The sequence below is a fragment of the Paenibacillus sp. TSM33 genome (assembly GCF_056099025.1).
On record NZ_JBLZXB010000017.1, the window covers coordinates 727,633 to 740,193 of the forward strand.

General features: G+C 45.0%; 8 protein-coding genes and 1 other annotated feature. Of the genes, 3 read left to right on the forward strand and 5 right to left on the reverse strand.

Annotation, left to right across the window (positions count from 1 at the left end; translation table 11 throughout):
• Positions 1-122: 122 nt before the first annotated feature.
• The gene (locus tag ACN6NF_RS15345) at positions 123-2,108 is read right to left on the reverse strand and encodes a sensor domain-containing diguanylate cyclase (protein ID WP_474318452.1); all 1,986 of its coding nucleotides are present in this window, start codon (positions 2,106-2,108) and stop codon (positions 123-125) included.
• Between the two features lie 436 nt (positions 2,109-2,544).
• Here ACN6NF_RS15345 and rpsD point away from each other — a divergent pair, with 436 nt between their 5' ends.
• Positions 2,545-3,144: a 30S ribosomal protein S4 gene (gene rpsD / locus ACN6NF_RS15350; RefSeq protein ID WP_031461729.1), complete on the forward strand. Its 600-nt coding sequence runs from the start codon at positions 2,545-2,547 to the stop codon at positions 3,142-3,144.
• A 78-nt stretch (positions 3,145-3,222) separates the two neighbouring features.
• On the opposite strand, the gene ACN6NF_RS15355 is transcribed toward rpsD, so the two are convergent.
• Both ACN6NF_RS15355 and tyrS read right to left on the reverse strand, forming a co-directional pair.
• A complete protein-coding gene (locus ACN6NF_RS15355; protein WP_474318453.1) occupies positions 3,223-4,089 on the reverse strand; it encodes an AraC family transcriptional regulator in 867 nt (288 codons plus the stop codon).
• 195 nt (positions 4,090-4,284) lie between these two features.
• Positions 4,285-5,538 carry a tyrosine--tRNA ligase gene (tyrS, locus tag ACN6NF_RS15360; protein WP_474318455.1) on the reverse strand — a complete coding sequence of 418 codons (1,254 nt, stop codon included), beginning with the start codon at positions 5,536-5,538 and terminating at the stop codon, positions 4,285-4,287.
• Positions 5,539-5,602: 64 nt separating this feature from the next.
• Positions 5,603-5,870, reverse strand: a binding site (T-box leader).
• A gap of 135 nt (positions 5,871-6,005) precedes the next feature.
• On the opposite strand from tyrS, the gene ACN6NF_RS15365 reads away from it, so the two are divergent.
• Complete coding sequence (locus tag ACN6NF_RS15365) at positions 6,006-9,029, forward strand: transglycosylase domain-containing protein (RefSeq protein WP_474318456.1); 3,024 nt, start codon at positions 6,006-6,008, stop codon at positions 9,027-9,029.
• A gap of 122 nt (positions 9,030-9,151) precedes the next feature.
• Here the strand turns inward: ACN6NF_RS15365 and acsA are convergent, their stop codons facing one another.
• Positions 9,152-10,867, reverse strand: coding sequence for an acetate--CoA ligase (gene acsA, locus ACN6NF_RS15370; protein ID WP_474318458.1), 1,716 nt, complete (start codon positions 10,865-10,867; stop codon positions 9,152-9,154).
• A gap of 245 nt (positions 10,868-11,112) precedes the next feature.
• On the opposite strand from acsA, the gene ACN6NF_RS15375 reads away from it, so the two are divergent.
• Complete coding sequence (locus ACN6NF_RS15375; RefSeq protein ID WP_016822378.1) at positions 11,113-11,745, forward strand: GNAT family N-acetyltransferase; 633 nt, start codon at positions 11,113-11,115, stop codon at positions 11,743-11,745.
• Positions 11,746-11,758: 13 nt separating this feature from the next.
• Here ACN6NF_RS15375 and ACN6NF_RS15380 read toward each other — a convergent pair whose 3' ends face one another.
• Positions 11,759-12,457: a 5'-methylthioadenosine/adenosylhomocysteine nucleosidase gene (locus ACN6NF_RS15380; RefSeq protein ID WP_474318459.1), complete on the reverse strand. Its 699-nt coding sequence runs from the start codon at positions 12,455-12,457 to the stop codon at positions 11,759-11,761.
• Between the last annotated feature and the right edge of the window lie 104 nt (positions 12,458-12,561).

The window sequence follows — 12,561 nt, forward strand, 5'->3', positions numbered from 1 at the left end:
CATGACTATAAATCATGATAAAAATTCTGTTTCAGAACATCCATGTTATAGCTACGCTTAGGATTACCTGTCTACAATCGGTTATGCAAAACAAAAAGAGAACATTCCCTAAGGAATATTCTCTACATATCGCCTATATGATCAATAACTATACGATTACGTCCTTCATTCTTTGCTTCATACAAAGCCATATCTGCCCTATAAAATAAAGATTCGATACTGATCTGCTCGTCCAGCCAGTTCCATTCAGCAATCCCGCAAGAAACAGTCACCTGAGGATTAGTTTCATGCTGTACACGGTACCGTATTTTTTCTGCATATCCCAGTGCCTGCTGAACCCCCAGCTGCGGCAAATAAATGGCAAGCTCCTCTCCGCCCCATCTGGCACATACATCCTCTTCCCGGGTCGCCGAACGAACAATATTGCTGACGCTTTTCAGAATTTCGTCCCCCGTCTGATGGCCATACGTATCATTCACCTGCTTGAATTGATCAATATCCACTAAAATAAGAGAGCCACAGAAATCCTTTTCCTGATGCTCCTGAATGATTCGGTCTACATAATGACGCACATACAAACCTGTTAACATGTCCATATTAGCCAGACGCCGCACCTCGGCATGCAGCATAGCATTAGTGACGGCCAGCCCGATATGAGGAGCTAGCATTTGCAGCATCTTGTAATTATCGTAAGAAAAAAAGTGTGGAAGCTTGCTCGACAATAATATAACCCCTCTAGGAGTTCCCCTGTTCTTCATAGGCACAGCCATCAAAGACTGAGAGTCCGTCGTATCCATAAACCGAGAGGATATCTTCCCATCCTTTCTATAGTCAGACACAATCACGGGTTCTCCTGTTTTACATATCAGTCCAGCAAATCCACCTTCACGAGGGTAACTCTCCAGCTTTAAACTTTCCACATTGCTTGACATCACCCTAAAGCAACTTCCATCCTGATCCAGCTGCACAATACAACAAAAGTCGGCCATGAACATTTTTAATAACTCCTGCACGGCAAACTCAAATATTTCATTTAATTTCAGACTCTGATTCAAACGCTGAACCAGCTCATTAATGAGCCGTAATTCATGGATAAGTACATTTGATTGCTCCAGCAGCTTCGCATTTTCAAATGCGGTGCCAGCTGTATCTGCCATCATCGCAATCAGCTCTACGTCTACTTTTTCCATACTATCCGCACCTGCTGGAAGAATCATATGAAAAACACCATATACGCCCTGCTTACCACGTAACGGGATACCGATTTCAGTTATTTCATCTTGTGGACCGGCAGGCTCATTCACAGCCATTTGCCCTTTCATAAATGCACGGACACATACATCCTCGTCCCGTTCATGCAGCAACAAAGGCTTGACCTGAGGATTTCGACTGTGCCGATCCTGACTCATATACAACGTGATATCCACATGAGGAAACAAATAGGCGATACTTCCAAATACCTCATCCAGCACGCCTTCCACATCAATCTTGTCATGCATCCGTTTTACAATCTGAAATAAAATAGAGCGGCGTCTGCCTTCACGTTCGCTCCGATTCTGCATCCCTAGTATATCTTCCATAAATATATACTCAAACTTCGAGTAAAAGCAGGATCTAAAATGCAAAGAAGCCACTAACAATGCGTCCTGATTCAAGACAGAATGTTGAGCAGGCCGTGTAAAACGAAGAGCGGCGAAAGGCTCTCTCTTGTAATTGCGGCATAGTATGGGAACCATGTATACAAATGCAAGGCTTCCATCTCGAAGTTTACGCTGGCTCACTTCCATCTCTCTAGATATGCAACAACGCTCGACCAACTCTAAATCCTCGTCATCATCCTCTTCCCTACCAGCGACCCGAACACCTGTAAAATTGAAAACAGCAGTACACTCTTCACTGATCCAGGATATACCATTGCTCTGCTGTAACCAATTCCGATATCCTTGGACGAGAAGCTGATTAATATAGGGGTAATCATAGGGTGTCATATCCATGTTCTGGAGCCAGGCAAAAGACGTATATCCTTTATCATCAAACAGCGGAGCACCGCTAGCCTGCACTGTTTTACTGTCAAGCGTTTGCTGATCCGTTGTTGAAAAATCCGACATATTAAGGCGCTCCTTCACAGCAAAATTAGCTGTACCAAGACAGCGGCTATACACCACTATAGCTCATAATATGATCTATTTTACTCTCAACTTTAGAAATTTGCATCCATTTTTCAGAAATTCGTCCCACTTTTTTAGTTCTAAAGCCCTATCGACAAATTTTGACGTTTTCATTCTTTTTCTCTTCTTGACATTGACCCACTATAACATATAATATATATTATTGAAAAAGACTGTACGGCAGAACTATCTACTGTGCGGATCTTAAATTTTGGGCGTAACAGTTTGTGTCACCCTCATCTTATTTGTTGCTGACAGGACAGCGGCTGAACTTTTCTGTCAGTAGTGCGTCTCACCTTACTAGGTAGCGCCGAACAAATTGGAGCGCAAAGAGAGCCCCAACTCAAATTTTAATTATGAAGGAGTTAACTCTATAATGGCACGTTACACTGGTCCTAAATTTAAATTGAGCCGTCGTCTCGGTATTTCCCTGAGCGGCACAGGTAAAGAATTGAAACGCCCTTTCCCTCCGGGACAACATGGTGCAAACCAACGGAGAAAAATCAGTAACTACGGTATGCAGCTTCAAGAAAAACAAAAGCTGCGCCACATGTACGGTTTGGGTGAAAAACAATTCCGTACCCTGTTCAACAAAGCTCAACACATGCACGGTATTGCTGGTGAGAACTTCATGTTCTTGCTGGAAAGCCGCCTGGACAACCTTGTGTTCCGTCTTGGCTTTGCTAATTCCCGTGCAGGCGCACGTCAATTGGTAGCTCATGGTCACGTTACTGTGAACGGAAAAAAAGTTGACATCGCTTCTTACCAAGTAAGCATTGGCGACGTGATCGGTCTTCGTGAAAGAAGTCGTTCCCTGTCTTCCATCAAAGAAGCTTTGGAAAACCGTAACCACTTGGTAGCTTATCTGGAGTACAATGACGCAGCTCTGGAAGGTAAATACATTCGTTTGCCTGAGCGTGCTGAATTGTCCCAAGATATCGATGAAAAACAAATCGTCGAATTCTACAACCGCTAATCCTTGCATTAGCACCGAAAAGCACCCGAATTCATTCGGGTGCTTTTTTATATTCCCCACGCATTAAGCCTGAGAATTTTATTCAATGGGGATGTAGACTTTTATATTCAAATGATCAGGATAGGAATTCATCACGTCCGTAATTTCAAAATCAGGCCCCTCCCTCCGTTCAAAATTAGAATTAGGAAGCCATGTGCCGTAAATAAAATCTCGTATATTCTGAACTCGTCCATTTGATCCTGAAGCGTCAAACTCAGCATACTTGCCTGCTGGAATCTCCATATATATGAAACCTTCAGCCAGTTCTTTCGACTCTTTTTCAACTGCCTCTCCCACCACAAATGAAAATGCACCGTTGTCTTCAAATTGACAGGCAATCCCATATGACATTCCCGGTGCGATTTTATTCGGAATACACATATAATATTCATGTGCGCCAAAGTGTTCATAAAAGCCTGGGATTTCTTTATAGTGTTGCTCATTATTCAGATTTGTTTTATATTCATATCCTACAATTTTGGTCGTTTCGAGTTGCAATATCACAGGCTTGTTCACCTCTAATTCCTCCGTTGCGTTTTTTTGATAATCCAAAAAATTGATTTTGCTTTGCCCGGAAAGCTCAATATCACAGTTGCGATATTTCCCAGGGGTGATCCCAAAACTTTTCTCAAAAGCGCGGGTAAAAGCTTCTTGCGAATTGTACTGATACTCAATAGCAATGTCCAATACCTTTTCATTGGATTGCTTTAACCGTTTAGCCGCTTCGGACAATCTTCTCCTTCTTATATATTGTTGAACTGTAAAACCCGAAATGGCCTGAAAAACCCGCTGGAAATGAAAAGCTGAAAAGTATGCCTGTGAAGCAATCTCGGCAATTTTTAAATCTTCCCGGAGGTTCAATTCAATAAACTCAATCGCATACTGAATTCGTTTAAAGTAGTCCATATAACCCTTCCCCGCACTCGTAATTTATCTTGCCTAAACCCAAATTGGGTAACTCATGTATTCATTATGTAAAACTCTTTACCTACTTATTTGATTATTTGTGCTAAGTTTACCACGGCTTTTCACTTGGCAGAAATAAAAAAACAGCACTGAGATACAAGATCAATCTCAACGCTGCTTTTAAATGTAATTTAATTATCCGAGCTTAATTTTAGCAAATTTCCGTTTACCTACCTGCACAATGTCGCCTTCCTGCGGCTTGTATGCTTCGTTCACATCGGTCCACTTCTCTTCATTAATTTTGACCGACCCCTGCTGAATACTACGCTTAGCCTCACCGTTAGATGCTGCAAAGCCTAGATGAGTCAGCAACTGGATCACACGAATACCGCCTTCTTCTAACTGATCAGCTGTTAAGGTGAATTCTTCAATATCATCAGGAAGCGCGCGTTGTTGGAATACGGTCACAAAATGCTGCTTGGCCGCTTCTGCCGCCTCTTCACCGTGGTACATGCGCACCAATGTTCCGGCCAGCTTCATTTTGGCATCACGTGGATGCACTGAACCTTCCTTAACACCTTTCGCCAGCTCTGCCAGCTCCTCATTGGTAATATCCGTTGCAAGCTCAAAATATTTCAGCATCAGCTCATCAGGAACAGACATGGATTTACCGTAAATTTCGTTCGGCTCCTCATCCACACCAATGTAGTTACCTAAACTTTTGCTCATCTTCTGAACGCCATCAAGCCCCTCAAGCAGTGGCAATGTAATAGTTGCCTGCGGCTCTACTCCGTATTCCTTTTGCAGGGTTCTGCCCATCAGCAGATTAAACTTTTGATCTGTCCCGCCCAATTCTATATCGCTTTGGAGTGCCACAGAGTCCATCCCCTGCATCAGCGGGTAAAAGAACTCATGGATGCTGATCGGCAAGCCGTTTTGGTACCTCTTTGTAAAATCATCCCGCTCCAACATACGGGCAACCGTTACTTTGGCAGACAGGGTTACCACATCCGCAAAAGACATCGGTCCTAACCATTCGGAATTGTAGTATATCTTTGTCTTTTCAGGATCGAGAATCTTAAAAATTTGTTCCTTGTATGTTTGTGCATTACGCTGTACATCTTCTTCAGTCAGTTGCTTGCGGGTCTCCGATTTACCTGTCGGATCACCAATTCTGCCTGTAAAATCTCCGATAATCAGTTGCACCTGATGCCCTAATTCCTGGAACTGGCGCAGTTTGTGCATAACAACCGTATGTCCGATGTGAATGTCGGGCGCAGACGGATCCAGACCCAGCTTAATTTTGAGTGGCTCGCCGCTAACAACCGATTTAATAACCTTACGCTTCAGCTCATCCTCAGGAACAATTTCCGCTACTCCACGGCGGATCACTTCTAGCTGTCGTTCTACCTCTGCCTGTTGCTCAGGCTTCAATTCTTCCCACTTCATCCTGAATCCCTCCTATTTTTCATCCAAAAATTACTATTAAACAAACCAAAAAGCCCCTTTCATCCCAAGGGACGAGAAGGAGCTGCTCGCGTTACCACCCTAATTAAAGAAACGTATGCAAAAAACAAACGTTTCTTTCACTTCATTCCTATAACGGGTCTACACCCGGTACTGGATTACTATGGTTAGCTTCGCAAACCTGCAAAAGCTTTCCATTCATCCAGACAGCTCCAGACGGTAATTCAAAGGAGGGACGCTACCGATTCACACCACCCATCGGCTCTCTGCACAACGTGATTCCGCCTTCTACTGAAGTCTTTCTCTGCTTTTCACGATATTTACTTTGACCTATTTATAACACACTGTTTTTATGTAGTCAACGACACCAAAAGACAGGCTTTTTAGCATATGGGTTCATTTTGTAATTTTATGCTATAATAATGGCTGTTATAAAGGAGGAAGACTTAATGGTTGAAGAAAAAAACAATGTATCAGAGCCAAAGCCTTCCCGCTTACGGAGAACCATGCGAAGGCTCGGCCGTGTCATAAAGTGGGTCGTCATCATCGGTTTTATGGGGGCACTATTTGCAGGGGGAACCGCCGCCGGCTATGTTGCTTCTATTGTAAAAAACGAGCCCGTGCGTTCCAGATCTACGATTCTACAGGAAGTAGATAAGAATGCAATTACAGGCTTCGCTTATTTCAATGATGGCTCTCCCATCGGGCAGCTTCGGACCGAGGAAGATCGAAGACCTGTTACGTTTAAGGAGATTCCTCAGCTCGTCATTGACGCAGTCATTGCCATTGAAGATAACCATTTTTACGAACATAAAGGTGTCGATTTGTCAGGAACGCTGCGTGCTGTGAAGCAAAAGGCACTACATGAATCCGTACAAACTGGAGGGAGTACGCTTACCCAGCAGCTTGCGCGTCGTGTCTTTTTAAATCTTGATCGTACGGATGACCGCAAGGTCAAAGAAATTTTGCTATCTCTGCGCCTTGAGCGCTTCCTAAGCAAGCAACAAATAATTACGGCCTATCTCAATAAGGTACCTTTTGGTAACGGATCAAGCGGTTACAACGTCTTTGGCATTAAGGCAGCGGCCAAAGGTATTTTTAATGAAAATGATTTGAGCAAGCTTAATGTAGCCCAAGCTGCCTATCTGGCAGGTCTGCCACAACTCCCTTCTTCTTATTCTGCTTACAACGGTAAAGGCGAGTTTAATGAAGCTGGCTTTAAAAGAGCGATTAACCGCCAGCACCTGGTGCTCAGCCGAATGCTGGAGGAGAACAAAATCAATACAGCACAATATGATGAAGCGATGGCTTTTGATATCAAAAAATCTCTCGCACCACGCACTGTTAAGGCTTATAACACCTATCCATACCTTATGATGGAAACAGAGCGGCAAGCTGCTCAGGCACTCATGTCTGTCACCAATCCGAGTCAAGCAGCTAATGCCAGTGCAGATACCAAAACCAAGGATGATAACGACATGCTCAAAGAAGCTGAACAGCAGCTTCGCACAGGCGGCTATATGGTATATACCACCATTGATAAGAGCGTGTACAAATCCATGCGTCAAATTGCAGAAAATAAGGACAACTTCTCTGCTACAAGTAAAACCAAGGGTGACGAGCAAGCGGCGGCCATTCTGATTCAGCATAAAACCGGCGCCATTCTCGGCATGATGGAAGGTCGTGACTTCCAAAAGGAGCAAATGAACTATGCTACCCAGATGGTACGCCAACCGGGTTCAGCCATGAAACCGATTGCTGCTTATCTGCCTGCTTTGGACAGCGGACTCGTACAGCCTGGTACGATTGTGGATGATGCTCCTATTATTTTGAAGGATGGCAGTAATGGATATCACATCCCGAAAAATGCCAACAACCGCTACCAAGGATTGGTCACAGCCCGTTATGCACTGAATCAATCGCTAAATACGATAGCACTCAAGCTGTTTAACGAAAAGGTAGGGATCAGTAAAGCTTGGGCTTTTGCTAAAAAACTGGGTATTACCACCTTGGAACCAAGTGATAACAACGCCCAAACAGGTGTACTCGGCGGCTTGGCCCACGGGGTAACCGTTGAAGAACTCACCAATGCATATGGAGCCATTCCAAATGGCGGTGTGTTTAATGATGCCTATATGATCGAAAAGATTGTGGATTCGCAAGGTAATATTGTGTACAAGCATCAGCCTAATCCTGTGCAGGCCTTCACACCACAAACCGCCTACCTGATGACAGATATGTTACGTACAGCCGTATCGGAAGGCACAGGCAGACTGGTGAAGCGTAACTTTAATCAATCCGGCAAGATTCCGATCGCCGGCAAGACAGGTACTACGCAATCCTACACCGATGTGTGGTTCGAGGGTTTTACGCCTGACGTCACGCTGGGAGTATGGGTTGGTTACAAGCAACCTGTCAACAAGCTTGAAACGAAAGCACAAAAAGAGCGGGCTCGTCGTCTATGGGCTCTAATCATGAATGAAGTAACGGCTAAAGATTCTCAGTTATTCCAAACGGACAGTTTCAAGAGACCTGACGGTATTGTAAGCCGGACAGCATCTGCCTATGGTTCAGACATTTATAACAGTAAATATTTACCCAAAAACAGTGAAAATGGTGTTACCCGTGCGAAATACATTACCTATCAAGGTGTAAATTACATTCCACGTGATGGTACGCCAGATGATATGTTGTATGAACGGACCGTTAGAAAACGGGAAAAGCCAATCTCAGAATTGATTAAAGAGCTTCAGCAAGCCTTTACAGTGATGAGACGGCATAATTCGTTGTCCTACTATCTGCCTCAAGATGCAGATAAAGAAGCTCCTACTCAGATTGATCCACGCAAGGACGATGGGGCAGCTCCTACCGCTCCATCTAGCGTCAGCGTAAGCTATAGTGACGGCAAAGCCATAATTAGCTTCAGCCCAAGCGGAAACAGTGATGTTGTAGGTTACCGTCTATATCGTTCTACAGATGGGGGCAGCTTCCAACGGCTTGGTAAGGTTGTCATGGCTGATGGTTCCAAGGTATTCTCTGACAGCCCTGGTGGAAGCAGTGCAAGCTATTATGTGACCGCTGTTGATGTGGGAGGGCATGAATCTGGACCAAGTACCCAAGCAAATGCAGCACCTGTAGTGCCACCTACAGATTCTGAGTCACCAGATATTCCGGGCGAGGGAGATGGAACAGGTGCGCAGCCTACAGAAGTTCCTACTGCTCCTGGGCAGCCCCAAGCTAAAGCGGCAGGCACGTCCGTAGTCCTTCAATGGAGTGCAGGAAAGCCTGCGGACGCTATAACAGCCTATAACGTATATTACAGTGAAAGCGGTGGGGAGCCTTTTAAAAACATAGGCTCTACCGGAAACACCAGCTTTGAGTATAAACCAGGCAGCAAGCCCAAAGGCTGGTTCCGTGTTACTTCCATGAATGCCATGGGGGAATCAGCTCCTTCTGGAGCCGTTCGGCCATAGTCAAGATAAAAACAAGAAGCGATAGTTTGGGTGAGATGAATGAGTTCACCCTAATGAAAAAGGGAGTCTCCATAGCTATAATGGCTATGGAGACTCCCTTTTTAATGCAAACATGCATCAATTCAATCCTCAATGGTAGACAAGTCACCTGTAGGCAGGTTAAGCTCCCAGGCTTTCAGCACACGTCTCATAATTTTGCCTGAACGAGTTTTGGGTAACCTTTCCTTAAATTCAATTTCACGCGGAGCAGCATGAGCAGACAGCCCTTCCTTGACGAAGCGGTAAATGTCCTGTTGTAACGCTTCCGACGCTGTATAACCATCACGCAGGGCGACAAAAGCTTTAATGATCTCTCCTCGTACAGTATCAGGTTTGCCAATGACTCCTGCTTCCGCTACGGCAGGATGCTCCAGAAGCTTGCTCTCCACCTCAAAAGGACCGATACGCTCTCCAGAGGAGTTAATAACATCATCAATTCTTCCCTGAAACCAAAAATATCCGTCCTCATCCATGTAAGCTGAATCACCGGATACATACCAACCGGGAAAACGGAAATATTCCTGAAACTTATTTGGGTTGTTCCATATACGGTTCATCATGGATGGCCATGGTGTACGAATCGCCAAATGTCCCATCCTATTAGGAGGCAACACCTGGCCTCTGTCATCCAAAATAGCAGCCTGAATACCTGGAAGTGGTTTTCCCATCGAACCCGGCTTAATCGGCAGCTCTGGGTAATTACAGATCAACTGGCCTCCTGTTTCCGTCATCCACCAAGTATCATGAATACGCTGTGTGTATACTCGCCACCCCCATCTCACTACCTCAGGATTCAGTGGCTCCCCAACGGATAATACATGCCGCAAGCTGCTGAGATCATAGTTGGCAACAACCTGCTCTCCTGCGCTCATCAACATCCGAAACGCCGTAGGAGCACTATACCAAATAGTCACTTCGTGACGTTCAATCGTGCGATACCAGTCCTCCGGGCTGAAACGGCCTCCACGGATAACATTCGTGGCTCCATTTAGCCAAGGAGCAAAAATGCCATATGACGTTCCCGTGACCCACCCAGGATCCGCAGTACACCAATACACATCATCTTCCCGCAGATCCAACACTGTTTTACCCGTATAGTAATGCTGAATCATTGCATTTTGTACATGATACACGCCTTTGGGCTTGCCTGTTGAGCCTGATGTATAGTGAATAATCAATCCATCTTCACGACTCAACCATTCGGGCTCAAGTTCTTCTGAGGATGTGAGCATTTCCGTTTCGAAATCAATAATTCCCTGCTCCCGTTCGTCCATATCACCAACCACAAAAATATGACGCAACTCAGGAAGCTCCTCACGTTTTACCCGTGAAAGAAGCGCAGGTGTAGTTACTAAAGCCACCGCCCCGCTATCCTCCAAGCGATCTTTAACCGCCGTTTCCATAAACGCCTCAAACAGTGGACCGACAACTGCCCCTACCTTTAAAACCCCAAGCATACTAATGACCAGTTCAGGTGAACGCGGCATGAATATAAACACCCGTTCCCCTTTACCAATACCGTATTTACGCAGCACATTTCCGAACCTGTTCGAGCTGGCACGGAGCTGAGAAAAAGTGTAGGTTTCATGGCGGTTTGCGTCACAATATAAAAGTGCTGCTTTCTCCCCCCGACCTTCCTCTACATGTCGATCAATCGCTTCATGTGCCATATTCACTTTGCCTGTTTCATACCACGTAAAATGACGTTCTACATCTTCCCACTGAAAGTTGTTGTAAGCTTGTTCATAAGAGCCCATGTTGGATGTTGGAACTACAGCCTGGAGTTCTTCAATCTTCATGCGTTCAGCCTCCTCACAATGGAATAATGAGAATTACACAGAACAAAATAGCGCTTACAAAATTAATGGTGCAAATTAAACCTTTTGCTTTGTGGATTGGTTTCAAACATTTAATTGTGAACATTTCGTGTCTAAATCAGTATATCATAGGTGAGGATGTGACGACCATCCTTTTCATTTATTTGTTTTTTTGTTATAAGTAGGGGATATGAAGAGCTACTGATGGCAAACAAGGAGGTGCACACATGCAGCATTTAAAATTGTACCACTTGGACACACTGGATCATAACGGACAAACCATCCATGTAGAAGGACCGGTATCCGCTGATCGATTGCGTTCATTTCAAATGCATACGCAATTGGACGCCTTTCGTAAACCAAAGGAGCAATTCGACGCGCTGGTGGAAATTTCAGAACTGCCAGAAGGCAGAATCATCATTGCCCATGACGGAGAAACCCTGCTGGGATACGTCACTTTTCACTATCCAGATGAGATGGAACGCTGGTCGGAAGCTGGCATGAAGGATTTACTGGAACTCGGAGCTGTCGAGGTAGCCGATGACTATCGCGGACTGGGCCTGGGTAGCCGAATGATTCGGATTGCCTTTGAAGACGGACAGCTCGAATCCTATATTATTTTTACGACCGAATATTACTGGCACTGGGATTTAAAAGGAAGCGGTCTTTCCGTATGGGAATACCGCCGCATGATGGAACGCCTGATGAAAACCGTAAATATGGTATGGTACGCCACGGATGATCCTGAAATATGCTCACACCCTGCGAACTGTCTGATGGTACGAATGGGAGATGATGTGCCCCTCGAATCACGAGAACAGTTTGACCGTATCCGATTTGTTCGAAGGTTCATGTATTAAAAATATTACACTCTTATCCCAAATGCTTGAGCATGTACTCCACAATACGGTGCGAACGATGTGAGGCTTCTACCGTAAACTCAGCATAATTCACGTGAGCCGATCCATCAGCCTTATCTGACATAGATCGTAGGACAACATAAGGCACAGCGTTCATATGAGCTGTCTGAGCCACTGCGGCGCCTTCCATCTCGGTACAAGCACCGTCCATTTCTTGATGCAATGCTGTTACTATCTCACGATTTGCAACAAATTGATCGCCGGAAAGTACTTTTCCGACAATATATCGATCACCATACGTTTTGCAGGCTTGTTCAGCCAGGCGGACAAGCTCGGGATCGGCCGCGAACTCTGAGGTGTCTTGATAAGGAATGACCCCTCTGGCATAACCCAATGGCGTTACATCCATGTCATGCTGCATACATGTTGATGAGATGACAATGTCCCCAATGTTTAAATCCGGGTGTACCGCCCCTGCCACTCCCGTGAATATAATTTGTTCTACGCCAAAATGATCAATCAGGATTTGTGTTGTCACCGCAGCATTGACTTTGCCCACCCCAGACTTGCAGACAACCACTCTTTGCCCGTGAATCATTCCTGTAGTGTATGGGATTCCCGCCTTGATCGTCTTGCTTGCCTCCGTCATCGCCGAGAGCAGCAATTCAATTTCTTCATCCATAGCACCCATTAATCCATAAAGTCGGCTCATTACACATCCCTCGTTTCTTTAGTTTGATAATGATGTCACAAGAAGCTATGTATCTACGAAAAAAGCTCCGTCAAAGGAGCTTTCATCGAAGGGTTATCCTATTC